The sequence below is a fragment of the Streptomyces sp. NPDC020983 genome, from assembly GCF_044333485.1.
Classification (GTDB): domain Bacteria; phylum Actinomycetota; class Actinomycetes; order Streptomycetales; family Streptomycetaceae; genus Actinacidiphila.
On record NZ_JBIRRA010000003.1, the window covers coordinates 294,051 to 318,961 of the forward strand.

A 24,911-nucleotide genomic window follows, 5' to 3' on the forward strand; every position below is an offset into this window, starting at 1 on the left:
AGGGCCATGCTGTACGGACGGGACGGGGAGGCCGCGGCACTGCGCGGCCTGCTGGACGGGGCACGGAGCGGGCGCAGCGGGGTGCTGGTGCTGCGCGGCGAAGCGGGTATCGGCAAGACCGCGCTGCTGGAGCACGCGGTCGGCCAGGCCGCGGACATGACGGTGGTACGCGGCTCGGGAGTCGAATTCGAGGCGGAACTCCCCTACGCGGGCCTGCAGTTGCTGCTGCGGACGGCGATGGGCGCGGACGGCGCGCTGCCGGAGCCGCAACGCCGGGCCCTGCGGGCGGCGTTCGGGCTCGGCGGGGCGGAGGGCGGCACGGCCGAGCCGATGTTCGTCGGCCTCGCGGTGCTGTCGCTGCTGTCGGAGCACGCGGGCGAGGGCCCGCTGCTGTGCGTCGTGGACGACGCCCAGTGGCTGGACCGGGCGTCCGCGGACGCGCTGCTCTTCGCGGCACGGCGGCTCGACGCCGAGGGCGTCGCGATGCTCTTCGCGGCGCGCGACGGCGAGGGCGCCTTCCCCGCACCGGGCCTGCCGGAGCTGCGGCCGGCCCCGCTGGACGACGAGGCGGCGCTGGCGCTGCTCGCCGAGCGCTCCGGGCGGCAGGAGCCGATGGCGGACGTGCTGCGCCACCGGGTGCTCGCCGAGGCGCGGGGCAACCCGCTGGCGCTGCTGGAGCTGCCCGCGGCGCTGCGGGACGCGGGCGGCGCGGTGGGAGGGCCCGGCGCACTGCCCCTGACGAGCCGGCTCCAGCTGGCCTTCCACGGGCGCGTCAGCCATCTGCCGCGGGCCACCCAGACGCTGCTGCTGGTGGCCGCCGCGGACCACACCGGCGAGCTGGGCACGGTGCTGCGCGCGGCGGGCGAGCTGGGCGCGGGCCTGAGCGATCTGCCGCCGGCGCAGGAGGCCGGGCTCGTCACCGTGGACGACACGCTGCTGCGCTTCCGGCACCCGCTCGTACGGGCCGCGATCCACCAGCGGGCAGCCCTTCCCGAGCGGCTCGCCGCGCACCGCGCCCTGGCCGCCGCGGCGGACCCCGAGCGCGACCCCGACCACCGCGCCTGGCACCTCGCGGCCGCCGCGACCGGCCCCGACGAGGCGGCGGCGGCCGCGCTGGAACGCACCGCGGGCCGCGCCCGCGAGCGCAGCGGCCACACCGCGGCCGCGGCCGCGTACGACCGCGCGGCCCGGCTGAGCACCGACCCGCCGGCCCGCCTGCGCCGCCTGCTGCTCGCCGCGGAATCCGCCTCGGAGGCCGGCGAGATACCCCGCGCCCGCACCTTCGCCGACGAGGCCGCCCGGCTGGCCGCCCGGCCGGCCGCGGTGCCCGGCGGCGCCGACGGCACGGACGGACGGCTGGCCGTGGCGCGGACGCTGCACGTGCGCGGGCTCGCGGACTTCCTGGAGGGGGACTTCCCCGGCGCCCACCGGCTGCTGATCGAGGGGGCGGCGCTCGCCGCCGAGGCCGATCCGCCGCGCGCGGCCCGCATGCTGGTGCAGGCCTCGCACACCGCCTGGTACCTCGGCGGCGACGAGGTCGCCGACACCCTGGCGCGGCTGGACGCGCTGCGGCTGCCGCCGGAGGCGCCCGTACGGCCGGTCGCCGACTTCCTGGTCGCCGCGCTGGGCCCGGGCTCGGCCGGGCGCGTACCGCCGGACCTCGGCACGGCAGCGGCGGCGGCGCGGGCGGCGCACGGCGGGCGGGCCGACCCGGGGCATCTGCTGATGCTGTGCGGGGTGGGCCTGACACTGGGTCAGGACGTGCAGGCGCACGAGCTGTCCACGGCGCTCGCGGCGGAGGGCCGGGAGAGCGGCGGGGTCGGGCGGCTGACGACGATCCTGTTCTTCCGCGCCGAGGCGGAGATCTTCGACGCGCGCTTCGACGACGCGGCGGCGACCGCCCGGGGAGCGCTGCGGATCGCGGCGGACACCGGCCAGCGGCAGTGGGTGAGCCAGCTCAGCAGCGCGCTCGCGTACGTCGCGGCGGTGCGCGGCGACAGTGACGAGTGCCGCCGGCTGGTGGACGCGGCGCTCGCGGGCGGCTCGGGCACGGCGATGGCGCCGGGCGCGCCGTGGGCGTACTGGTCGCAGGGCCTGCTGGAGCTGGGCCTCGGCCGGGCGCAGGCGGCGCTGGAGCAGCTGGCGCTGCTCGGCGAGGAGTCGGTGCGGCACCACATATCGGCCACCCGCAGCGTCCCCGACCTGGTGGAGGCGGCGGTACGGCTGGGTGTGCCGGAGCGCGCGGACGCGTCCTTCGCCCGGTTCGAGGCGTGGGCGGAGCGGTCCGGGCAGGGCTGGGCGGCGGCGCTGGTGGCACGCTGCCGGGCGCTGCGCGCGCCGGAGGCGGACGCGGAGGCGTACTACCTGGCCGCGCTCGACGCGCACGACCCGCACCGGCGGGCGATGGACTCGGCCCGCACCAGCCTGCTGTACGGGGAGTGGCTGCGCCGGGCGCGCCGCAAGAACGAGGCACGGGTACGGCTGCGCACCGCGCTGGACGTCTTCGAGCGGCTCGGCGCGGCCCCGTGGGCGGAGCGGGCGCGCGGCGAGCTGGGCGCGGCGGGCGGAACGCTGCCGGAGGCCGGCCGGGAGGCGGCGCCGGTGGACGCGGAGGCGGGCCTGACGCCGCAGGAGTCGCAGATCGTCCGGCTGGCGGCGGAGGGCCTGTCGAACAAGGACATCGCCGCCCGGCTGTTCCTGAGCCCGCGGACGGTCGGCTACCACCTGTACAAGGCCTACCCGAAGCTCGGTGTGGCCTCCCGCGGCGAGCTGGCCGCGCTCTTCGGGTAGGGACGGCGGGCGCCCGCCCGGTCACGCGGACCGGACGGGCACCCGGGGGCCGTGCCGCTCAGACGGTGACGCCGTGGGACGCCAGGTAGGCGACCGGGTCGATGTCGGAGCCGTAGGACGGCGTGGTGCGCACCTCGAAGTGCAGGTGCGGGCCGGTGACGTTGCCGGTGGCGCCGGAGATGCCGATCTCCTGGCCCTCGGTGACGGTCTGGCCGACCGAGACCACCGGGCGCGTCAGGTGCCCGTAGAGGGTGTATTTGCCGTCGGCGTGCTTGATGATCACGTCGTTGCCGTAGGCGCCGTCCGCACCGGCCTGGACGACGGTGCCGGCGGCCACGGAGTGGACCGGGGTGCCGCTCCAGACCAGGAAGTCCACGCCGGTGTGGTGACCGGAGGACCACAGCGAGCCGCTGGACTTGTAGCCGGTGCCGATGCCGGCGTCGCCGACCGGCCTGGTCCAGCCGGTGTCGGCCTTCCTGACGGCGGCCGGGGCGGCCTTCTTCGCCGGGGCGGGGGCCTTCACGGCCTTCGGCGCGGTGTTCAGCGTGAGGTGCTGACCGGGGTGGATGATGCCCGGGTCGGCGCCGACGACCTTCCTGTTGGCGTCGTAGAGCGCCTTCCAGCCGCCCTTGACGTGGTGCGCGGCGGCGATCTTGGCGAGCGTGTCGCCGCGGACCACGGTGTAGTCCTGCGCCTTGGCGGTCGCCGCGGCGGGGGCCTTGGCGGGCTCGGCGGCGGACGCGGACTGGGCGACGCCGACGAGCGGGACCGCCACCGCGGCGGCGCCCACGCCGGCGACGACGCAGGCGCGGGTGAGGCGGCTGAGCGAGCGGGGCTTGCGGTGCTGACCCTGTGCGGGCATGGGGATTCCTCTCCTGCGCCTGCGAGGTGAGCTGTCGGGTTCGGGCTGGAGATGCCCGGCCGCGGCCGGGTGGCGCGCGCTCCGTTCAGGTGCGCGGCGGCACGGCGGCACGGCTTCACCCCGAGCCGTCCGGGAGGTGTCCCGGACGGCGGCCTACCTGTGGGTCCCCCGCTCCTGCCCTGGCAGCTCGGATGGTGCTGCGCCCGGGCGGCGGCAGGATTCGGCGTTCCGCCCGGCGGCTGTCGCGGACGTCCGGTCCGCGGTAACGGCGAAGCTAGACGACCCCGCGAGCACCGGGCAAGCAAACCCGGCATGCCGCCCCATTCCGCCCTTACCGGCGGTCACGGCGCGCCATCCGGGCGATCCGCCGCGTAGCCGGTCCGGTGACCGTCCGCGGAGCGGGGGCGCACCCAACGCGACATCGGGCCGGCGCCGGCGACAGCGGGTGCACCAGCACGGGCACACCGTGTTCGGCGGGTGACACCGGCCACACAATTCGCCCGCTGTGACCGGCATCACCATGAAATGTCCGAAATAGAAGGCTATGTGACCTTTGCGAGCTTTGTTCTTGACGGGGTCTCAGAATGTCCCCGGCGACCCGCCGATCCGCGCGTCCAGCGTCCTGCTCATCCGGTAGCCGACGGGGCGGAAGCCGACCGCGGGCCAGTGGCCCGCCGCCAGCGGCGAGGCCGAGTGCCAGCGGGCCGACATGTAGCGGTGCCCCTCGTCGTAGGCCCAGGCCAGCGCGGTGGCCAGCAGCACCCGGCTGATGCCCTCGCCGCGCGCGGCCGGCTCCACGTACGCCTCGGCCAGCTCCACGCACGACTCGGGTATCACCGGGTCGGGGGTCGCCGGGACGAGGACGACCATGGCGATCTCCTCGCCGCGCCGGGAGGCGATCCAGGCACCGCAGCGCGGGTCGGCGAGCGCGTCGGCGTAGCGCAGCCGGAGCGCGGCGAGCGCGGCCTCGGGCTGCGGCTGGAAGACCGCCGTACCGCGCTGCCGCCGGGAGGACTCGGCGGCCATCCGCCCGATCTGCGGCAGGTCGCCCGGCCCGGCGCGGCGGATGGCCAGGCCCTCGACCCCGCGGGGCTGCCGGCCGCGGGCCTTGACCGCCATCAGCCCGTGCACCAGCTCGCGGCCGAAGCCCAGATCGGCCCAGGGCGCGGTGGCCACCTCCCCCGCGGGCACCTGCACGTAGTGCACCAGGCGGCGGTCGGCGACCAGCCGCTCGGCGATCCGCGCGTACAGCGAGCGCAGCACCTCGGCCTCCCGCCCGCCGGGCAGCGCGTGGCCGCCGTACGGGACGAGCGCGGAGCGCGGGTGGGTGCGCAGGCCCGCCGGGTCGTCGGGGGCGAGCGTGACGGGCTGGGCGGCGAGGTAGCCGATCATGTTGCCGTCGCCGTCGAGCGCCCGGCAGGCCTCCAGGCCCGGCACCGCGTGCAGCCGGCCGACCAGGTCCTCGCCGCGCACGGGTCCGTCGGCCAGCCAGGACCGCTGCGAGGGCGGGCGCCGCGCGCGGGCGAACCAGCGGTCGTAACGCTGTACGGCCAGGGGTATGTGCTCGGGAGTCAGCGGCGCGGTGGCGACAGTCATGGTGTTCGAGGACGCTAGCGGGGCGCGACCGCCGAGGGCAAGGCGCAGCCTGGTCACGGCGCTCACCCGGGCTGCCCGCCCGTCCACGCCGGGTGCCGGGGGTCGTCGGCGCGCACGGTGACGTCGGCGGCCTCTTCCGGCAGCACCTCGTCGGCGTAGCGCGCGAAGGCCGGCAGCGTCCAGCGCTCGGCCTCGCCCGTACGGCGGGCGAGTGCGGCCGGCGACAGCCGCAGATGCACCGTCAGGTCCAGCGGCAGGCCCTGCCCGAGCAGCAGCGGGCCGTCCAGCACCAGGACGCCGCCGGGCGGCAGTTCGACGTACTCCGCGCGGGTGGCGCGGTCGGTGACCGGGTCGCGCAGCGACGGCAGGGCGCGGCCGCTGCCGCCGGGGCCGAGCGGGTCGAGGACCTCGCGGCGCAGCGCGCCGGTGTCCAGCCACAGCTGGTAGTACGCGTCGGCGTCCTCGTGCCCGTATTCCAGCCGCAGCGACGCGGGCCGCCAGAAGTCCGCCGCGCGCACCCGCAGCACCGGGTGGCCGAGCGGGGGCAGCGCGGCGGCCAGGTCGTCGGCGAGGTCCGCGGTGCCCGCGGCGGGCGCCCCGTCCACGGCGACCCTCCACCACGGCCCCGCGGGCGGGGCCTGCCCGGCGATCTTCTCGGCGAGGGCCGCGGCGAGCCGGGGCCGGCTGATCGGCGTGAACTGCACGTGCTCATCCTGCCGGAGCCCGCGGCGGTGCGGACGGGCAGGCCCGGCTCACCCGATCGGCGGGACGGCCGCCGGGCCGTCCGGCGCCACGCGCGGGCTCCGGCGGGCCCCGACCCACCCCGATGGGCGAATTCCTCTCCACATCACCCATATGCCGCCGAGCGGGATCCATGACTTTTTGTGACCCTGGAGGAACTCATGGTGACCGTCCCCCTCACCCAGGAGAAAGCCCATGATCCTGTCCATGTCCGGTGTCGTCCTGCTCGGCATCATCGTCTTCCTGTTCTTCCGCAAGGACGGGCTCAAGCCCTCGCACGGCATCGTCAGCGCTCTCTTCGGCTTCTACCTCGCCAGCACCGCCATCGCCCCGAGCATCACGGCGGGCGGCGCGAGCCTGGCCAGTCTGCTGGGCGGGATCAAGATCTAGGGCGTGCCGGCACCACGTCACCCCCCGGGACCCGGGAGCGCCCCCGCTCCCGGGTCGCTCGCGGCCCCTCCCCCGCCGCGCCCCGCAGCACATCCCCGCCACCCATGGAGCAACCGTGCCCAGGCGTCCCCTTCCCAGCATCCTGACCAGCCGTCCCGCGCTCGTCCGCGGCCGCGACCTGGCGCGCACCGCCGCTGACGGCGCCTCGGACGTCCTGCACCCGGTCATCACCATCGGCCGCGGCATGCGCCGCCAGGCCGCCTGGGCCGGCGGCTGGTGGGGCCGCACCCCCAAGGACCGGCGCGGCCCCGCGCTGCTGCTCGCCGCCGGGGGCCTCGTGGTCCTGGTGATGATGCCGTACGGCCCGCTGCTCGCACTGGCCGCGGTGCTCGCCTCGGCCGCCTGGATGGGCCGCGACCGGGCCGCGGGCGCCCCCGCGGGGCCCGGCGAGGCCGAGACCGCCCGGCTGCGCGCGCTGTACGACGCCCTGGTGCCGTACCTGTCCGACCCCGCCGACCCCGCACCGCTCTACACCCACGACGGCGGCTGGGAGAAGGCCTTCGGCTCCTACGACTTCGAGGACGGCCGGCTCGTCCGGCTCGAACTGCGCTACCCCGCGTACTTCACGGACGGCGAGGCCGAGGCGCGGGCCCGCATCGAGCAGCTGCTGCACGCCAAGGCCGGACGGGGCCGCGAGTACCGCTTCGACTGGAACGAGGAGGACAACCGCCTCGTCCTGACCGCCCTCCCGCCGCTCGCCACCGACATCGCCGTGCAGCGGTTCGTCACCGCCCCCGGCGAGACGGTGCTCGGCTTCACCGACCCGGACGCCGTCGCCCGCACGCTGCCGGTCACCGGCGGCGACAGCCCCGGGCCGCGCGACGTGCCCCCCGTGCTGTGGCGCACCGGCGCCCGCTCCACCGAGCCGCACCTGCTCGCCCTCGGACAGCCCGGCACCGGCACCACCGGCCTGCTGCGCTGCGTCGCCCTCCAGGCGCTGGCCGGCGGCGACGTCGTCATCGTGGACGGCGGCGGCGCCGGCGAGTACGCGTGCCTGACCGGGCGGCCCGGCGTGCTCGCCGTCGAGGACGGCGTCCTCGGCGCCTCGGCGACCCTCGAATGGGCCGCGCACGAGACCGAGCGCCGGCTCGTCGCCGTCAACCGCGCCCGGCAGGAGGGACGCCCGGTCGAGGACGACGCCCGGCGCCCGCTGTGGATCCTCGTCGACCGGCCCACCGCCCTCAGCCAGCTCGCCCTCGCCGAGGGCCGCCCGGACCCGCAGCTGCTGCTCGACGTGCCGCTGCGGCACGGGCGCGCCGCGAACGTCGCGGTGGCCGTCGCCGACCAGCTCGACGCGACGGAGGGGCTCGCGCCCGTCGTCGTCGCCCACACCCGCGCCCGCGTCGTCCTCGGGCGGCTGGCACCGGAGCACGTCGAGGCGGTGCTCGGTGCGGCGCCGGACAGCACGCCCGCCGCCGACGTCCCGCCCGGACGGGGGTACGCCAGGCTCGGGACCGGGCCCGTCCTGCGCCTCCAGGTGCCGGCGGCACCCGACCCCTACGACGAGGAGAGCTCCGCCGCGCACCGCGAAGCCGTCCTCGCCCTCCTCCCTGGCGCCCCCGCCCCGGAGGCCTGCCCGGACCCGCAGCCCGCGGCCGCGTCCCTCCGCAAGGACGTCATCCGCACCGTCGCGGACCTGACGTAGGGGGCGGCCCCGCCGCGGGACGCCCCGCAGGGACGCGCGGGGGAACCGCGCGCCGCTTCCGCCCGGCCCGCGTCCCGGGCGGAGCTCCGGGGAGCGCCGCGCTCCGGGCGCCCGGCGCGGCAGCGCGTGGGGTCAGGCCACGAACAGCCCCGTGGGATCCGCGTCCGGGGCGCCCCCCGAGCGGACGACGGTGGCCGCGGCGGCGAGCCGGGCGGCGGCCTCCTGCGCGGTGGGGCCGCTCACGGTGAAGGGGATGCGGACGTACGACTCGAACGCCCCGTCCACGCCGAAGCGCGGCCCGGACGGGACGCGCACACCGAGCCGCTCACCGGCGACGGCCAGCCGGGAGCCGGACACGTCACCCGTACGCACCCACATCGTCATCCCGCCGCGCGGCACGGTGAAGTCCCAGTCCGGCGTGTGCTCGCGGAGCGCCGCCGCGAGGTCGTCGCGGCACTCGCGGGCGCGCAGCCGGCGGGTGGCGAGTGCCTGGTCCCAGCCGCCCCCGCGCAGCAGCCAGGCGACGGCGAGCTGGTCGACCACCGGCGAGCCGAGGTCGAGGTAGGCGCGCGCGGACACCAGCCGCCGGACGACGTCGGGGGTGGAGCGGACCCAGCCGATGCGCAGGCCCGCCCACACCGCCTTGCTGGCCGAGCCGACGGTCATGACGGTGCCGCCGCGGTCGAAGGCGGCCATCGGGCGCACGCCGGGCTCGTCGCCGTCCAGGGTCAGTTCGGCCATGGTCTCGTCGGCCACCACGACCGTTCCGGCGGCGCGGGCGGCCTCCACGAGCGCGCGCCGCTCGTCGTCGCCGACGAGCGTGCCGGTGGGGTTGTGGTAGTCGGGCATGACGTAGGCCATCCGCGGCGCGGCGTCCCGCAGGACACGGCGCCACGCGCCCATGTCCCAGCCGGCGAGCCCCTCGCGCAGGGCCACGGGGACGAGCCGGGCGCCCGTCTCGCGGAAGAGCTCCAGGACGTTGGCGTAGCTCGGCGCCTCCACGGCGACCCGCTCGCCGTGCCCGGCGACGCGCCGGGCGGTCGCGCCGATCGCGCCCATCGCCCCGGTGGTGACCATGATCTGCTCGGGCATGGTCGGCACCCCGCGCGCGGTGTAGCGGTCGGCGATGGCCTCGCGCAGCACGGGCAGGCCGGCCGGGAAGTCGCCGTGGGTGGCGGCGTAGGCGGGCAGCTCGGCGAGGGCCCCCTCCATCGCCTGGGTGAGCCACGGCTCGGGCGCGGGCAGGGCGGCGCAGCCGAGGTCGATGACGGAGCCGGCGGCGTCGGGCGGGAGGGGTTCGAGGCTGCGGGTGGGCAGCATGTGCCCGTCCGGGATCGCGGTCCAGCTGCCGGCGCCGCGCCGGGAGCGCGCGAAGCCCTCGGCCCGCAGCGCCTCGTAGGCGGCGGCGACGGTGGTCCGGCTGACGCCGAGCGCGAGGGCCAGCTCGCGTTCGGCGGGCAGCCGGGCGCTGACCGGGACGCGGCCTTCCAGGACGAGCAGCCGCACGCCGTCCGCGAGGGCGCGGTAGGCGGGCAGGCGGCGGCTGCCCGCGGCGGCCTGCGGTCCGGGCGACATCAGCCTGGCCAGGTGCGCGGCACTCACCGACGCGGTCCACTGCGACATGGAATTCAGTCCACCTTCCGCGGATTGGCCCTGGAGGAGCTTCCGTTACGAGCCACAGAGTGTCACCCACAGCAGTATGACCACCACCCGGGGGGCTCCCTTGTCACCTGTACGCCTGTTTCCTCCGTCCCGGCTCACGCGGCTCGTGGCGGGCCGGGGCCCGCTGCCGGCGGGCCGCCTGACCAAGCTGTACACCGGGCTGCTGCTCTACGGCGTGACGGACGGGATGCTGATCCGCGCGGACCTCGGCCTGGACCCGTGGGACGTCTTCCACCAGGGCCTGTCCCGCTACACCGGGATCGCCATCGGGAACGTCTCCATCCTGGTCGGCGCGCTGGTGCTGCTGCTGTGGTGGCCGCTCCGGCAGCGGCCGGGCCTCGGCACGGTCTCCAACGTCTTCCTGGTCGGCGGCGCGATCGACGTGACCCTCGCGCTGCTGCCGCACATCGAGGCACTGAGCGGGCGGATCCCCCTGCTGGTGGCCGCGGTGACCGGCAACGGCGCCGCGACCGGCCTCTACATCGCCGCCCGCTTCGGCCCCGGCCCGCGCGACGGCCTCATGACCGGGCTGCACCGCAGGACGGGCCGCTCACTGCGGCTGATCAGGACCGCCATAGAGCTGACGGTGCTCGCGGTCGGCTTCGCCCTGGGCGGCGGCGTGGGCGTCGGGACGGTGCTCTACGCGCTGGCGATAGGACCCCTGGCACAGTTCTTCCTGCGCGTTTTCGGCGGCCTGGAGCAGGGTACGGAACCCTCCGCCGCAGCGGCCGGTCCCGCCGCGCGGGAACGCTTGATGGCGGACACGATTTAGCCTCCGGCCGCCCGGACCGGTAGTGTACGCGGTTGGCCCTCCGGCTTGACCGTTACTGCACACAAAAGATATGACAAGGCCGGGTGACATCCCGTCCCGGATGTGACAAAACGGGCATCGGTGGGTAGAAACAGGGGCGACACGACGGGCGACGCATCTCCCACTTCGGGAATCTTCACCGCCGACCGGACGTTGACCGGATGACGACGACAGCGACACCTGTCCTGTGGGCGACCAAGCCCGGGAGGCACGATTCATGAGTGAGCGAGCTCTCCGCGGCACGCGACTCGGGGCCACCAGCTACGAGACCGACCGCGGCATCGATCTGGCCCCGCGCCAGACCGTTGAGTACGCATGCCGGAACGGCCATCGATTCGAGATGCCGTTCTCGGTCGAGGCCGAGATTCCGCCGGAGTGGGAGTGCCGTGCCTGCGGCCAGACCGCACTGCTGGTGGACGGCGAAGGCCCGGAAGAAAAGACGACCAAGCCCGCGCGCACGCACTGGGACATGCTCATGGAGCGGCGCACGCTCGAGGAGCTGGAGGAAGTGCTGGCCGAAAGGCTGGCCGTGCTGCGCTCCGGCGCCATGAACATCGCGGTGCACCCGCGAGACAACCGCAAGACCGCCTGACCGATCCGATGCCCTGGGGAAACCCGGGGCGCCGCCTCCGGACTCCCCGCCCGGCGCGGGACGCGATGCCGCGTCCCCCGGCCGGGCGGCCGTGCGTCCGCGCACGGGCGCGCGCGGAGGGCCCACGGAGCCTCCCGCGGACGTGCGGGCCGCGAGGCCGCCCGGGGGCTCTCACCGCCCCGGGCACCGCCGCGGGGCGGCCGCGCCGCGTCAGCGGTCCCGGTGGTCGATGACCTCGCCCTGGATGACCTTGCCGTCCGGGCGGTGCATACGGGCCTGCTCGCCCGCCTGCTGCGCCTGCTGGAAGAGGTCGCCGATCGAGCCGGGTCCGGCGTCCGGGTGGCGCCGCAGCGAGCGGCGGGCCAGCCGTTCGGCCAGCGACCCGGCGAGCCTGCGGGTCGGCGGGAGGAGCAGCAGCAGGCCCACGGCGTCGGAGAGGAAGCCGGGGATCATCAGCAGCAGGCCGCCGAGCATGTGCAGACCCGTGCGCCCGCCGCCCGCGGGCGGCGGCACCGGGGTCTCGCCCCCGGGCACCTGGACGGAGGCGGTCAGGTTCCGCCAGGCGCTGCGCCCGGCGCGCTTGACCGCGGCGGCGCCCAGGACGAAGCCCGCGACGACGCACAGCAGCACGACGAGGCCGCTGGTGGCCGAGGCGATCACCGTCATGAGCCAGATCTCCAGCACCACCCAGGCGGCGACCGTCAGCGGCACCACGGTCCGGGCGCGCGAACGCCGCCGCGGCTGAGGCTGCGGCTGCTGCCGTCCGGGCTGCGGGCGGACGGGGCGCGAAGAACTCGACGTCATAGCTCAAGTGTGCCAAAGAGCAGGTAAAGGCCGGGTCGGGGCCCCGGGCCGGGTTGGACGCCGGCACCGCGCGCCGCGACGATGTGCGACGTGACGAACACCCCGCCCGGCCCGCAGCCGGAGCCGCAGCCCGCGCACGCCCCCGCCACCCCGGCCGCACGGGCCGCGGCGGCCGCGGACGGGCCACCGGCCGTCCGGCGGCCGGCCTGGCGCCGGGTGACCCGCGGCGAGCCGCGGTGGGCCTCGACCTCGACGGTGCTGGCCGTGGTGGTGATCCAGTTCGCCCTGCCCGCGCGGCTCACGGTGCAGCCGCGGTGGCTGATGCCGGCCGTGGAGCTGGCGCTGCTGGTCGCACTGGTCGCCGGCAACCCGCACCGCATCGAGCGCGCCTCGCGCACGTACCGCGCCCTGGAGCTGGCCCTCACGCTCGCGATCGGCGGCGCGAACGCCTACGGGGCGGCGCGGCTGGTCGCAGGCCTCGTACGGGGCACGGAGGGCGGTTCCGCGGGCCCGCTGCTGCTGACCGGCGGCGCGATCTGGCTGATCAACACGGTGATCTTCGGGCTGCTGTACTGGGAGCTGGACCGCGGCGGCCCCGCCGCCCGTGCGCAGGGCGAGCGGGACGTGCCGGACTTCCTCTTCGTCCAGATGCAGGTGCCGGAGATGGCGCCGGAGCACTGGGAGCCGGCCTTCTTCGACTACTTCTACCTGTCGTACACCAACTCCACCGCCTTCAGCCCGACCGACGTCATGCCGATGACGCGGTGGGCGAAGGCGCTGATGCTGGCGCAGTCCGCCGTGTCGCTGCTGACCGTGGTGCTGGTGGTCGCCCGCGCGGTGAACATCCTGCAGTAGCCGCTAGTGCGACTCCTGCTCGGCGGGGGTCTCGGCGGTCTCGGCGGCCGCGGGGGCGGCCTGCTCGGGCACGGACACCGCGCCGGGGGCGGCCGCCGCGGGCACCTCCGCGCCCGGGGCGCCGGGGGCGGACCTGCGCCCCGCGAGCTGTCCGGCACGCGAGCTGACGCCCCACGCGGTGACCCGCAGGAACGCTTCGGCGACGATGTTGCGGCTCATCTTGCTGTCGCCGCGCTCCCGCTCCACGAAGGTGATCGGCACCTCGATGACGTGGAAGCCGGCCTTGACCGCGCGCCAGGCCAGGTCGACCTGGAAGCAGTACCCGGCCGAGGCCACGTCGTCCATGCCGAGGCCCAGCAGCGTCTCCTTGCGGAAGGCGCGGTAGCCGCCCGTCACGTCCCGCAGCGTGACCCCGAGCATCAGCCGGGAGTACGTGCTGCCGCCGCGGGAGATGAACTCGCGGCTCTTGGGCCAGTTCACGACCCGCCCGCCGGGGATCCAGCGCGAGCCGAGCACCAGGTCGGCGCTCTTCAGGGCGGTGAGCAGCCGCGGCAGCTCCTCGGGCTGGTGGGAGCCGTCCGCGTCCATCTCGACGAGCACGTCGAAGCCGTGGTCGATGCCCCACCGGAAGCCCGCGAGGTAGGCGGCGCCCAGGCCCTCCTTGCCCTTGCGGTGCATGACGTGCACCGCCGGATCGGCGGTCGCCAGCTCGTCGGCGAGCTTGCCGGTGCCGTCGGGGCTGTTGTCGTCGGCGACGAGGATCTCGGCCTCCGGCACCGCGGCCCGCACCCGCCGCACGATCGGCACGACGTTCTCGGCCTCGTTGTAGGTCGGGATGATGACCAGGACCTTGCCCAGCGGGCCGAAGGTCCGCTGCTCGCCGTCGTTCACTGCTGCTCTTGCCCTTTCGCCGTGCGGGTGCGCTCGCGCCTGCCGAGCGCGACGGCAGCCGCGCAGGACAGGAGCCCCACCATAGCGAGAGTCCACTCGGGTGCCGCACCGACGCGATCGGCGAGCGTCGTACCGTCGCGCAGCGGGATGTCGGCGTCGAGCACTGTCCGGGTGAATTCCCTGCTGCGCTGCTCGATCTTGCCATCAGGGGCGACGATCGCGCTGATTCCGCTGGTCGCGGCGGTGACGATGGCCCGGCCGTGCTCGATCGCGCGCAGCCGGGACATCGCGAGCTGCTGCTCGGGCTGCCCCGTCTCACCGTACGTGGCGTTGTTGGTCTGGACGACGACGGCCCGGGCGCCGGCGTTCACGGTGTCGCGCACGATGCCGTCGTAGGCGACCTCGAAGCAGATCACGTCGCCGAGCCGGGCGGGCCCGATCTGCAGCACCCCGGTCGTCTCGCCCGGGTAGAAGTCGCGCGGGATCTCGTCGAGCCGGCTGATGACCTTGGTCAGCTCCTCGCGGAAGGGCACGTACTCGCCGAACGGCACGGGGTGCTGCTTGGTGTAGTGCGCGCCGGGGCCCTTCACCGGGTCCCAGACGATGCCCTCGTTCTGCACGTGGTCCGCGTCCGGGCCGTCCACCAGCACCCCGACCAGGACGGGGACGCCGACCGCCTGCACCGCCTCGGTGATCTTGTCGTACGCGGCGGGGTGGCTGAACGGGTCCAGGTCGGAGGAGTTCTCCGGCCACAGCACCAGGTCCGGCTTGGGCACCTTGCCGGCCTTGATGTCGGCGGCGAGCTGGAGGGTGGCCTTGACGTGGTTGTCCAGGATCATCATCGGGCGGCCGAGGAAGTGCATGCCCGGCTGCTGGACGTTGCCCTGCACGACGGCGATGCGCACGTGGTCGGTGGCGTCCGTCGGCACGGGCACCAGCAGCCCGGCGAGCAGCACCGCGGCGGACACCGCGAGCGCGCCGGCCGCGGCGAGCGCGGTACGGGCGCTGCGCGGCTGCGGGCGCAGCCGGACCAGTGCGAGAGCCGCGGCGGCCAGCAGCGTGCCGCTCAGGGCCACCGCGAAGGACACCAGCGGGGCACCGCCGAGCGCGGCCAGCGGGGTGAAGGGCGAGCCGGTGTTCGCGAACGCCAGCCGCCCCCACGGGAAGCCGCCGAAGGGCAGCCGGTCGCGGGCCAGTTCCTCGGTCACCCACAGGCACGCGGCCCACACCGGCCAGCCCGGCAGCCGCATGACCGGCACCATGAAGGCGCCCAGCGCTGCCAGGAAGCAGGCCTCGATGGCCGCGAGCCCGACCACGGCGTCCCAGCCGACGGTGTGCAGCCACTGGAGCAGCCAGATGAAGAACGGCAGCCCGAAGGCGAAGCCCAGCCACGCCCCCTGCCGCACCGAACGGCCGCGCATCAGCAGCGCGAAGGCGGCGACGGCCGCGAGCGACAGCGGCCACACGTCGTACGGCGGGAAGGCGGCGGCCAGCGCGAGCCCCGCGGCCGCGGCGGCCGCGCTGCTGCGCCACATCCGCCGGGCGAGCGCGGCGAACCGCCGCCGCCGGGTCGCGCGGGGCGCGGGCAGTCCGGGCGGGACCGCCGCACCGGCGCCGGCCACGGGGGGCTCCGCGCCGGCGGCGGCGGGCGGGGTGTCCGCGGCGGGAAGCGGCCCGGGGTCCGCGGGCAAGGGCCGCGCCGCGTCGTCGGCGGGCGGCACGGCGGCCGGGCGGCTCGGGTGCTCGGCGGCGGGGGACGCCGCCACAGCGGCGGCGGCGTCCGGGGCGCCGGACTCCGCCGTGGGCGCCGCGCTCGCGGCTTCGGGGCGCAGGCGCACGGTGGCGGCCTTCCTGCAGGTGGAGACGTGGTGAAGGCGACCGTACCCCGGGAGGGCGCCCGGGAGGGCCGCGCGTGGGCAAAGCTTCGCACCTCAACCTGTCAGGCCCAAAGTCCCCGCCGCTGCGGAACGGGCCCGGACACCCTTCGGGCCGACCCGGGGCGCGCTGGCTGCGCGTCCGCCGAGGCCGTTGTCTACTGGGCGTCCGGGCCCTTCCCGGGTCCCACCTGCCGATCGGGCGGTGCTCACCCTCCGTATCCTCACGGGCGGAGAGGCCCACTGGCGAGCCGCGTTCCGCGTCGTGCGCGCTGGACCTGGCTGCCAGTGGCGGCGTGCACGTGCGGCGCGACGCCCCACGGCCCAGCGGCGGTCGACGCCCTCGCGAGCACCCCCGGTTCGGCGTCCTGTGGTGGACTTCGCCGAACCTACTCGCCCTCGACGGGCAACTGTCAACAGCACTGTGACCTGCGGGCTTTCACCAAATCAGCAGGTCAGTGCGGACCGGCGGGCAGCCCTGCGACACGCCGCCGACCGGCCAGGGCACACCGTTCGGCCGCATCCGGAGGCCCCCGCGGTCACCCGTTCGGACGCTCGTGGACCGTACGGCCGCCGACGACCGTGCGCAGCGCGGCCGGCAGGGCGCGGCCCGGGGTCAGGTCGGGCAGCCCCGGCACACCCGAGCGCGGGTCGGTGGACCAGTTGGCGACGCGCTCGTCGGGTGCCTGGACGACCAGGTCGCCGACGCTCCAGACGGCGTAGTCGGCGGGCGCGCCGGGCACCAGCACGCCCGCGTCGTCCCGGCCGGCCGCGCGCCAGCCGCCGCGCGTGTGCGCCGTGAAGGCGCCGCGGGCGGAGATGCGGTGCGCGGGGGTGCGGTGGAAGGCGGCGGCCCGCACCGCGCCCCACGGGTCCAGGGGGGTGACCGGGCTGTCCGAGCCGAACGCGAGCGGCACGCCCGCGCGGCTCAGCGCGGCGAGGGGGTTGAGGGCGGCGGCGCGCTCGGCGCCCAGGCGCTCGGCGTACATGCCGTCCGGGCCGCCCCAGGTGGCGTCGAAGGCGGGCTGGACGGACGCGACGAGGCCGAACTCGGCGAAGGCGGCGAGGGCCTGCGGCGAGAGCAGTTCGGCGTGCTCCACGCGGTGCCGCAGCGCCCGCACCCGGTCCAGGCCCGCCTCCGCCGCCGCGGCCCGTACGCCCGCCACGACGGTGTCCACCGCGGCGTCGCCGATCGCGTGGAAGCCGGCCTGCACCCCGGCCCGCGTGCACAGCAGCAGGTGCCGGGCGACGGTCCCGGCGTCCAGGTAGGCCACGCCGGTGCTGCCGGGGGCGTCGGCGTAGGGGGCGTGCAGGTGGGCGGTGTGCGAGCCGAGGGAGCCGTCCACGAAGAGGTCGCCCGCGGCGCCGGCCGCGCCCAGGTCGCGCAGCCGCTCCAGGTCCGCCGGGCCGCTCACCGGCTCCGCCCAGTAGCCGTGCACCCGCGGGACGCCGCCCCGCGCGGCGAGCGCGAGCAGGGCCGTCAGGTCGTCCTCGGAGGAGATCTCCGGGCCCGCGCACTCGTGGACGGCGCCGATGCCCTGCGCCGCCGCGTGCCGCAGCGCCGCCCGCTGGGCCGCGTCGCGCTGCGCGGGCGTCACGGCGGCGTACGCGGCCCGCCGCACGGCGTGGTGCGCGTCACGCGTCAGCGGCGCCTGGGGGTCGTGGCCCGCGCGGCCCGCGAGGTCCGGCACGAGGGCGGCGAGCGCGCTCGTGACGGCCGCGGAGTGCACGTCGGTACGGGACAGGTACAGCGGGCGGCCGCCCGCCGCCGCGTCCAGCTCCGCGCGCGCCGGGGGCCGCCGCTCCGGCCACGCCGTCTCGTCCCAGCCGTGCCCGAGCAGCACCCGGTCCGCGGGGTGCGCGGCGGCGTGTGCCGCGACGCGCTCCAGCGCCTCCCGCAGGCTCCCGCAGCCCGTGAGGTCGAGCCCGGTCAGGGCCAGCCCGGTGGACGTCACGTGCACGTGCGCGTCGACGAACGCGGGGGTGACCAGGGCGCCGTCGAGCTGGACGACCTCGTCCACGCCGTCGGCGAAGGAGTCCGCGGCGGCCTCGCCGCCGACCCAGGCGACGGTGTCGCCCTCGACGACCATCGCGGTCGCGAACGGGTCCGCGGGGCTGTACACGAAGCCGCCGCGCACCATGAGGGTCCGCGTGCCGCCGGGCTGGGTGGTGGTACTGGGGTGCATCCCCCCAGTCTCCCCCGGCCGCGCGCCGGGTCCGGTCGCGGGGTGCGCGCGGCCCCCGCGCTCGCCCGCGCGGCGGAGGGCGCCCCGGGGTGCGGGGATCCGCGCGGCCGGTCACGTCGGAGGAGGCGGTCCCGAGGGGCCGGGAAGCGGCACCCGGCGGGAGGGTGACGCCCCCGGGGGAGCTACATGCGCGGGGGGCGGGATTCGTACGGGGTCGAGAGGACGACCGTCGTGCGGGTCGAGACACCGGCGAGGGAGCGGATGCGGGCGAGGAGGTGCTCCAGCTCGCTCGGCGTGCCCACCCGGACCTTGAGTATGTAGTTCTCGTCCCCCGCCACGGAGTGGCACGCCTCGATCTCCGCGACACCGGCGAGCCGCTCGGGGATGTCGTCCGGCGCGCTGGGATCGAAGGGCTTGACGGAGATGAACGCGGTGAGCGGCAGCCCGACGGCCTCCGCGTCGACGATGGCGGCGTAGCCGCGGATCACCCCGCGCTGTTCCAGCCGGCGGACCCTTTGGTGGACGGCCGACGTGGACAGCCCGGTCGCCCTGCCGAGGTCGGTGTAGCTCATGCGCCCGTCGGCCATGAGCAGTTCGACGATCTGCCGGTCCAGCTCTTCCACAGCCGACGACCTTACCGTTCCGCCGGGGATTTCGGTCATCCGCGGAGCATACGGTCGAGGAAGGCGTTGGAGAAGGTGCCCGCGGGGTCGGTCGCGGCGACGAGCGAGGCGAAGTCGTCCATCCGCGGGTAGCGGGCGCGGACCTCGGCGGGGTCGGTGGTGAAGAGCTTGCCCCAGTGCGGCCGAGCCCCGTGGGGCGCGAGGGCGGCCTCCAGCGGGCCGAGCACCGGCAGGACGGCGGCCGGGTCCTGGACCCAGGTGAAGTGCAGCCCGACGGTGTCGCGGCCGTACGCGGGGCTGAGCCACAGCCGGTCGGCGGCGACGGTGCGGATCTCGCAGATCTGGAGGACGGGCGCGACGGTGTCGCGCATCGCGTCGAGGGTGGCGAGGGCGGCGGCCGCCTGCGTGCGCGGGACCAGGTACTCGGACTGGAGCTCCTCGCCGTTGCTGGGCGTGAAGCCGGGCCGGAAGTGCGGCAGCCGCTCGTGCCAGGGGCCCGGGACGTCGAACTGCTCGGTGCAGTGCACCGGGTCGACGCCGGGCACCGGGTGCAGCTTGGTCCGCGCGGGCTCGGCCCACGGGAAGTCGGCGGCGGGCGCGTCGGCGAGCTGCTTGAGCCAGACCTGGGTGAAACGGGGGCCGCGCCAGTCGGTGAAGAGGCTGACGCTGTACGCGGCCGAGGTGATCGCGTCGAAGTGCTCGACGGCGTCGGCGAGGGCGAGGCCGGTGCGGACCTGCTGCCGTACGGCGAAGTCGGGCCGCAGGTCGAGGGTGAGGTGGGTGACGACGCCGAGCGCGCCGAGCGCGACGACGGCGCCGTCGAAGGTGCCGGGGTCGGCGGCGCGGCTCATGGTGTGGATGGCGCCGTCGGAGGTGACGAGGTCGAACGCGGAGACCGCGGTGGCCAGCGAGCCGTTGCGGTCCCCGGAGCCGTGGGTGCCGGTGGCGACCGAGCCGGCGACGGAGATGTGCGGCAGCGAGGCCAGGTTCGGCAGCGCCCAGCCGTGGGCGTGCAGGTGCGCCGCGAGGTCGGCGTAGCGCACGCCGGCCGCGACCCGCACGGTGCGGGCGGCGGTGTCGACGTCGATCTCGGGCGGCAGCGCGGAGGTGTCGATGAGGGTGCCGTCGGTGTCGGCGACGTCGCTGAAGGAGTGCCCGCTGCCGAGCGCCTTGGCCCGGCGGCTGCCGGCGACGGCGGAGCGCAGCTCCGCCACGGTGGCCGGACGTCGTACTTCGGCCGCCGAGAAGGTCAGGTTCCCCGCCCAGTTGGTTCGCATCACGTCACGCTTCCGTCCGAGGCGGGACCCGTCCTGGCCTCGCCTGTTCGCACTGTATCCGGATGCCTGGCAAGGCGGCGCGTGGGGGCTCAGGGGGGTGCGCGGGCGCATGGCGGGGGCGCATGAACCGGCCAACCCCGTGAATGTGACGAAGCCCACACCGAGTGGGCCGGTCCGTCCGCTATGACGGGGTTACCCGCGTAGCACGGCGGGAAGTGCTCGCTATGGCCTGAGGCGTGACGCCCGGCCGACTTGTTGAGGGGCACTCACCCAAGGGGGATACGCACATGCGTCATCACGTGCGCCGCAGTCGAAGCGAGCGGACCGCTCCCGCGTTCGAGGAGGGCCACGAACGCGGCCCGACCCCGGCCGCCGGCCTGCCGGACGCCGACACGTCCGACGACCTGATGGAATTCCTTGCCGCCGAGGCCGAGGACGTCCTCGACGACGACACCGCCGACGTGGTCCGGCTGTCCTGCCCCGGTTGCGCGCGGCCCATCACCGTCCTCGCGGGCGAGGACCGGCTCCCGCAGCACGCGCTGTGCCCGACGCCCTGGGACCCGTTCGGCCTGACGGTCTGCGACGGCTCCGGCCGCGCGGTCACCGAGGCCGGCCCGGTCGCCGGCGAGGACTCCGCCGAGAGCCGGCCGGAACTGGCCGTGCTGCTCACCCTTCCCGCCGGGCTGGACTGGCGCACCCAGCCCTTCTCGCACGTCGGGGGCCCCGAGTCGCGCCCCCGCCACCTGCCCGCCCAGGGACTGGCGGCCTGAGGCGCCGCCGGGCGGCACGGCCGGCGCCCTGACGACGCCGGCCCCCGCCGCCGGTCGTCCCCGTCCCCCCGTCCCCGCCGGCCCCGTCCCGCCGCTCAGCCGCGGGATTCCGGCCCCGCCAGATGGCGGGCGACGACCATCCGCTGGATCTGGTTGGTCCCCTCCAGGATCTGCAGCACCTTGGCCTCCCGCAGGTAGCGCTCCAGCGGGAAGTCGGCGGTGTAGCCGTATCCGCCGAGCAGCTGGACGGCGTCGGTGGTGACCCGCATCGCGGTGTCGGTGCAGAAGAGCTTGGCCATCGCGGCCTGCGCGGCGAAGGGTTCCCCGGCGTCCCGCAGCCGCGCGGCCGCGAGGTAGAGCGCGCGGCCGGCCTCGATGCCCGTCGCCATGTCGGCGAGCATGAACCGCAGGCCCTGGAAGTCGGCGACGGGCCGGCCGAACTGCCGCCGTTCGAGGACGTGGCCGAGCGCGGCGTCCAGTGCGGCCTGGGCGAGGCCGATTGCGCACGCGGCGATGCCGAGCCGCCCGGAGTCCAGGGCGTCGAGGGCGATGGCGAAGCCCTGGCCGGGCTCGCCGATGCGGCGGGCGTCGGGGACGCGTACCCCGTCGAGGTGCAGCTGCGCGGTCGGCGAGCCCTTGAGGCCCATTTTCCGCTCGGGCGGGGCGGCGGACAGGCCGGGCGCGTCACCGGGGACGAGATACGCCGAGATGCCGCGCGCGCCCTCGCCTCCGCTGCGGGCCAGCACGGTGTAGAAGTCGGCGGCCCCGCCGTGGGTGATCCAGGCCTTGGTGCCGTCCAGGACCCAGTCGTCGCCGTCCCTGGCGGCGCGCGTGCGCAGCGCCGCGGCGTCGGAGCCGGAGGTGGGCTCCGACAGGCAGTAGGCGCCCAGCAGGCCGCCGCCGAGCATCGCCGGCAGGTGCTCGGCGCGCTGCTCCTTGGTGCCGTAGCGGGCGAGGGCGTGGCAGGACAGGGTGTGGACGCTGACGCCCATGCCGACGGTGAGCCGGGCGGCCGCGAGCTCCTCCAGCACCTGGAGGTAGACCTCGTAGGGCTGGCCCCCGCCGCCGTACTCCTCGGGGTAGGGCAGGCCGAGCAGCCCGGATCGGCCGATCAGGGTGAAGACCTCGCGCGGGAAGCGGCCCGCCTCCTCCTCCGCCGCCGCGGCGGGGGCGATCTCCCGCCCGGCCAGCTCCCGGGTGAGCGCGAGCAGGTCGCGCGCCTCCTCGGTGGGCAGTTGGCGGGACACCGGCTGCGGACCGTGTTTCTCCATGGCGGCGCACTCCTCCCTGTCGGGGGCTACGGTGGCGGGCCGCCGTGGGTGAGCGGTTCCGTCCGATGGGCATACCCGGCTGCCGTCCTCCCGTACCGGATCACGGCACGGGCTGATCAACGAGACCGGCGCGTTGGAGTATGCCGGATGGGGGGGCGCACGTCACCGGTGCGCTTCGGCCGGAGGGCGGAACGGCCGAAGATCACCTGTTTTCCGGAAGGGCGGGGCCGCGCGGGGCACGCCGTCGTACGCTCGGCGCATGGAGAGGCTGGAAGCCGGCGACCCGCGGTCGATCGGCGGTTATCCCTTGTTCGCGCGGCTCGGGGCGGGCGGCATGGGGCAGGTGTTCCTGGCGCGGACCCCGGCGGGGAGGCCGCTGGCACTCAAGACCGTACGGCCGGAGTTCGCGCTCGATCCCGGCTTCGGGGCCCGCTTCGCCCAGGAGATACGCAACGCCGACCGGGTGCGCTCGCCCTGGACCGTCGCGGTGGTCGACTTCAGCCCGCCCGGTTCCGGCCCGCAGTGGCTGGCGACCGAGTACGTACCGGCGCCGTCGCTCGCCGACCGGGTCGCCGCCCACGGGCCGCTGCCGGGGCCGGCCGTACCGGCGCTGGCCGCCGAGCTGTGCGGGGCGCTGCGGACGGTGCACGAGGCGGGACTCGCCCACCGGGACGTCAAGCCGTCCAACGTGCTGCTGGCCGGGCAGCGGCCGCTGCTGATCGACTTCGGGATCGCCCGGGCGGCGGAGGACACCCGGCACACCAGCGCGGGCGGGATGATCGGCTCCCCCGGCTACATGGCCCCCGAGCAGGCCACGGCGGGCACGGCGGCCGAGCCGGGCGACCTCTTCGCGCTGGCCTCGGTGCTCGTGTACGCGGCCACCGGGCACGGGCCCTTCCAGCACCCCGGCGAGGAGATCTCCGCGCCGGCGCTGCTCTACCGGGTGGTGCACGAGGAGGCCGATCTGGACGGTGTCCCCGCGGAACTGCTGCCGATGGTCCGCGCGTGCCTGGCCAAGGATCCGGCCGACCGCCCCGACGCCCGGGCCGCCGCGGAACTGCTGCCCGGCGGCGGCGCCACCGGCGGCTGGCCCGCGGCCCTGCCCGGGCTGGCGGCGGACCTGGCGGCCCGTGAGGCGCAGACCCGGGCGGCACTGGGGGCGGCGCCCGCCGCGGACCTCGGCCCCTCGCCGTACGGCCCCGGCACGACGCCCTACCCGGCCCGGCCCACCCCCTACACCGGGCCGCAGCCCCCGCCGGCGCGCCCCGCGGTGCCGCATCCGGCGGTGGCGGCCCCGGCGCGGCCGCATCCGTACGGCGGCGCGCCCTCCTCCCCCGGCGTACCCGTCTCCCCCGCCGCGCCCGCCCGGCGGCGCGTCACGGGCCCCGTGCTCGCGGCGGCCGCCGGCGTCGTGGCGGTGGCGGTGGTGCTGGCCGTGGTGCTCAGCCGGCACCCGGGCGGCGGATCGGGCGGCTCGGGCGGCGACGCGGGCGCCAAGGGCTCGGGGAGCACGTCGAGCGGGTCGTCGCGGGCCGCCGCCGGGGCGGGCGAGCTGCCGGCCTCCTGGATCGGCACCTGGTACGGCGAGGGCCCCGGGAGCGACTCCCAGGGCAGCAGCTCGGTGAAGGTCACCCTCACCCTGAAGGGCGGCAAGCAGGGCAGCACCGTGGGCCGGCAGGTCAGCAGCATCCCCGTGCCGGACGCCGGGGTGGACAACGGCTGCACCGAGGACCTGCGGCTCACCGGGGTGCAGGGCGACATGATGACCTTCGAGGCGGTCACCAGCGTGCCCACGTCCCGCAGTTCGGACCTGCACTGCGTCGACGGCCGCGTCTACACGCTGTCCATGACCGACGCGACGCACCTGGAGCTGGCGCCCGGCTCGACGGCCCCGGGGTCGCCGTCCACCCTGCGGAAGACGGGCTGAGCCCCGGCGCCCGTCAGGTGCCGGTGAGCTGCAGGCCGGCCCACAGGGCGGCGGTCGCGGCGACGAGAGTGGGAGGCACGGTGAGCAGCCCGAGCCGGGTGAAGGTGCCCAGCTTCGCGTCCGCCCCGTGGCTGTGCAGGACGCGGCGCCACAGCAGCGTGGCCAGCGATCCGGCGTAGGTGAGGTTCGGGCCGAGGTTGACGCCGATGAGCACCGCGAGCACCGGCCCCGCGCCGCCGGACTCGGCGAGCGGCAGCAGCGCCAGGGTGGCCGGCAGGTTGTTGATGAGGTTGGCCAGCACGGCGGCGCAGGCGGCGACCCCGAGCAGCGCGGGCAGGCTGTCGCCGTCCGGAAGCACGGTGCCGGCGGCGTCGTGGAGTCCGTTGCGCACGACCGCCTCGACGACGACGCCGAGCGCGAGCACGAACAGGCAGAACAGCGGCCCGGCGGCCCTGACCAGCCCGGTCACGGTGGCCCGCCGGCGGCGCAGGTCGCGCACCCCCAGCACCAGCGCGCCGGCCAGCGCGGCCCAGGCCGGGTTGATCCCGGCGAGCGAGGTGACGGCGAAGCCGGCGAGGGTCAGGCCCAGCACCACGAGGGTCAGGACGGGGACGGCGGGCGGCTCGCCGCGCTCGGGCGGGTGCTCGACGACCGCGAGGTCCGCGGCGAAGAAGCGGCGGAAGACCACGTACTCGATTCCGACGGCCAGCAGCCAGGGCACCGCCATGAGCAGCGCGAAGCGGGTGAAGGTGACCCCGGCCGCGGTGAACGCCAGCAGGTTCGTCAGGTTGGACACCGGCAGCAGCAGCGAGCCGGAGTTGGCGAGGTGGGCGCACGCGTAGACGTGCGGGCGGGCCCGCGCCCCGGCGCGCGAGGCGGTCGCGATGACGACCGGGGTCAGCAGCACGACCGTGGCGTCCAGGCTGAGCACCGCGGTCACCACCGCCGCGACGGCGAAGACGCCCGCGAGCAGCCGCTGCGGGCGCCCGTGGCAGGCCTGCGAGATGGCGTCGCCCGCGGCGGTGAAGAGCCCGTCGTCGGCGCACAGTTCGGCGAGCACCAGCACCGCGGCGAGGAAGCCGACGACGGGCGCCAGCTCGCGGATCTGGTGCCAGGCGGCGGACGGCGGCACCGCTCCCACAGCGGTGAGCAGCGCGGCGGCGGGCACCGCGGCGGCCGCCTCCGGCCAGCCGTGCGGGCGCAGCACGGCGAAGCCCAGGACGATCAGCAGCGCGGCTACGGACAGCGTCTCGGCGGCTGCGGTGCTCAGTGGAACTCCCCGGT

The 24,911-nt window shown here is 76.3% G+C and carries 20 protein-coding genes; 8 read left to right on the forward strand and 12 right to left on the reverse strand.

Going from position 1 to position 24,911, the window contains the following annotated elements; translation table 11 throughout:
* Positions 1–6 precede the first annotated feature (6 nt).
* On the forward strand, positions 7–2,790 hold the full coding sequence (locus ACH4SE_RS07620; protein ID WP_398542383.1) for an AAA family ATPase: 2,784 nt from the start codon (positions 7–9) through the stop codon (positions 2,788–2,790).
* Positions 2,791–2,848: 58 nt separating this feature from the next.
* On the opposite strand, the gene ACH4SE_RS07625 is transcribed toward ACH4SE_RS07620, so the two are convergent.
* The 3 genes from ACH4SE_RS07625 to ACH4SE_RS07635 form a co-directional block, all read right to left on the reverse strand.
* Positions 2,849–3,652 (reverse strand): peptidoglycan DD-metalloendopeptidase family protein, encoded by an 804-nt coding sequence (locus ACH4SE_RS07625; RefSeq protein ID WP_398542384.1) that lies wholly within the window; start codon positions 3,650–3,652, stop codon positions 2,849–2,851.
* A 579-nt stretch (positions 3,653–4,231) separates the two neighbouring features.
* On the reverse strand, positions 4,232–5,248 hold the full coding sequence (locus ACH4SE_RS07630; protein WP_398542385.1) for a GNAT family N-acetyltransferase: 1,017 nt from the start codon (positions 5,246–5,248) through the stop codon (positions 4,232–4,234).
* A gap of 62 nt (positions 5,249–5,310) precedes the next feature.
* Complete coding sequence (locus tag ACH4SE_RS07635) at positions 5,311–5,952, reverse strand: uridine kinase (protein ID WP_398542386.1); 642 nt, start codon at positions 5,950–5,952, stop codon at positions 5,311–5,313.
* A gap of 232 nt (positions 5,953–6,184) precedes the next feature.
* Here ACH4SE_RS07635 and ACH4SE_RS07640 point away from each other — a divergent pair, with 232 nt between their 5' ends.
* Both ACH4SE_RS07640 and ACH4SE_RS07645 read left to right on the forward strand, forming a co-directional pair.
* Positions 6,185–6,379: a hypothetical protein gene (locus ACH4SE_RS07640; RefSeq protein ID WP_398542387.1), complete on the forward strand. Its 195-nt coding sequence runs from the start codon at positions 6,185–6,187 to the stop codon at positions 6,377–6,379.
* Positions 6,380–6,494: 115 nt separating this feature from the next.
* On the forward strand, positions 6,495–8,084 hold the full coding sequence (locus ACH4SE_RS07645; protein WP_398542388.1) for a hypothetical protein: 1,590 nt from the start codon (positions 6,495–6,497) through the stop codon (positions 8,082–8,084).
* Between the two features lie 132 nt (positions 8,085–8,216).
* Here the strand turns inward: ACH4SE_RS07645 and ACH4SE_RS07650 are convergent, their stop codons facing one another.
* Positions 8,217–9,707 (reverse strand): PLP-dependent aminotransferase family protein, encoded by a 1,491-nt coding sequence (locus ACH4SE_RS07650; RefSeq protein ID WP_398542389.1) that lies wholly within the window; start codon positions 9,705–9,707, stop codon positions 8,217–8,219.
* A gap of 76 nt (positions 9,708–9,783) precedes the next feature.
* On the opposite strand from ACH4SE_RS07650, the gene ACH4SE_RS07655 reads away from it, so the two are divergent.
* Both ACH4SE_RS07655 and ACH4SE_RS07660 read left to right on the forward strand, forming a co-directional pair.
* Positions 9,784–10,518, forward strand: a complete 735-nt coding sequence (locus tag ACH4SE_RS07655) for a YitT family protein (protein ID WP_398542390.1) — start codon at positions 9,784–9,786, stop codon at positions 10,516–10,518.
* A 256-nt stretch (positions 10,519–10,774) separates the two neighbouring features.
* The gene (locus tag ACH4SE_RS07660) at positions 10,775–11,149 is read left to right on the forward strand and encodes an RNA polymerase-binding protein RbpA (protein WP_031517570.1); all 375 of its coding nucleotides are present in this window, start codon (positions 10,775–10,777) and stop codon (positions 11,147–11,149) included.
* 210 nt (positions 11,150–11,359) lie between these two features.
* Here the strand turns inward: ACH4SE_RS07660 and fxsA are convergent, their stop codons facing one another.
* Entirely contained in the window at positions 11,360–11,953 is a 594-nt protein-coding gene (fxsA, locus tag ACH4SE_RS07665) for an FxsA family membrane protein (RefSeq protein WP_398542391.1), read from the reverse strand.
* A gap of 90 nt (positions 11,954–12,043) precedes the next feature.
* Between fxsA and ACH4SE_RS07670 the strand changes: the two genes are divergently transcribed.
* Positions 12,044–12,808, forward strand: a complete 765-nt coding sequence (locus tag ACH4SE_RS07670) for a hypothetical protein (RefSeq protein ID WP_398542392.1) — start codon at positions 12,044–12,046, stop codon at positions 12,806–12,808.
* Positions 12,809–12,811: 3 nt separating this feature from the next.
* Here the strand turns inward: ACH4SE_RS07670 and ACH4SE_RS07675 are convergent, their stop codons facing one another.
* The 5 genes from ACH4SE_RS07675 to ACH4SE_RS07695 form a co-directional block, all read right to left on the reverse strand.
* On the reverse strand, positions 12,812–13,699 hold the full coding sequence (locus tag ACH4SE_RS07675; protein WP_398542393.1) for a polyprenol monophosphomannose synthase: 888 nt from the start codon (positions 13,697–13,699) through the stop codon (positions 12,812–12,814).
* Positions 13,696–15,537 (reverse strand): apolipoprotein N-acyltransferase, encoded by a 1,842-nt coding sequence (gene lnt, locus ACH4SE_RS07680; RefSeq protein ID WP_398542394.1) that lies wholly within the window; start codon positions 15,535–15,537, stop codon positions 13,696–13,698. The genes ACH4SE_RS07675 and lnt overlap by 4 nt, the downstream gene beginning before the upstream one ends.
* 575 nt (positions 15,538–16,112) lie before the next feature.
* The gene (locus tag ACH4SE_RS07685) at positions 16,113–17,759 is read right to left on the reverse strand and encodes an amidohydrolase (RefSeq protein ID WP_398542395.1); all 1,647 of its coding nucleotides are present in this window, start codon (positions 17,757–17,759) and stop codon (positions 16,113–16,115) included.
* 182 nt (positions 17,760–17,941) lie between these two features.
* A complete protein-coding gene (locus ACH4SE_RS07690) occupies positions 17,942–18,382 on the reverse strand; it encodes an Lrp/AsnC family transcriptional regulator (RefSeq protein ID WP_398542396.1) in 441 nt (146 codons plus the stop codon).
* A gap of 35 nt (positions 18,383–18,417) precedes the next feature.
* Complete coding sequence (locus ACH4SE_RS07695; RefSeq protein ID WP_398542397.1) at positions 18,418–19,659, reverse strand: FAD-binding protein; 1,242 nt, start codon at positions 19,657–19,659, stop codon at positions 18,418–18,420.
* A 287-nt stretch (positions 19,660–19,946) separates the two neighbouring features.
* Here ACH4SE_RS07695 and ACH4SE_RS07700 point away from each other — a divergent pair, with 287 nt between their 5' ends.
* Positions 19,947–20,429, forward strand: coding sequence for a hypothetical protein (locus ACH4SE_RS07700; protein WP_398542398.1), 483 nt, complete (start codon positions 19,947–19,949; stop codon positions 20,427–20,429).
* A gap of 95 nt (positions 20,430–20,524) precedes the next feature.
* Here ACH4SE_RS07700 and ACH4SE_RS07705 read toward each other — a convergent pair whose 3' ends face one another.
* Positions 20,525–21,700: an acyl-CoA dehydrogenase family protein gene (locus ACH4SE_RS07705; protein ID WP_398542399.1), complete on the reverse strand. Its 1,176-nt coding sequence runs from the start codon at positions 21,698–21,700 to the stop codon at positions 20,525–20,527.
* Between the two features lie 259 nt (positions 21,701–21,959).
* Between ACH4SE_RS07705 and ACH4SE_RS07710 the strand changes: the two genes are divergently transcribed.
* Positions 21,960–23,627, forward strand: a complete 1,668-nt coding sequence (locus ACH4SE_RS07710) for a protein kinase (protein ID WP_398542400.1) — start codon at positions 21,960–21,962, stop codon at positions 23,625–23,627.
* A 13-nt stretch (positions 23,628–23,640) separates the two neighbouring features.
* Here the strand turns inward: ACH4SE_RS07710 and ACH4SE_RS07715 are convergent, their stop codons facing one another.
* Positions 23,641–24,897 carry an SLC13 family permease gene (locus tag ACH4SE_RS07715; RefSeq protein WP_398542679.1) on the reverse strand — a complete coding sequence of 419 codons (1,257 nt, stop codon included), beginning with the start codon at positions 24,895–24,897 and terminating at the stop codon, positions 23,641–23,643.
* Positions 24,898–24,911 lie beyond the last annotated feature (14 nt).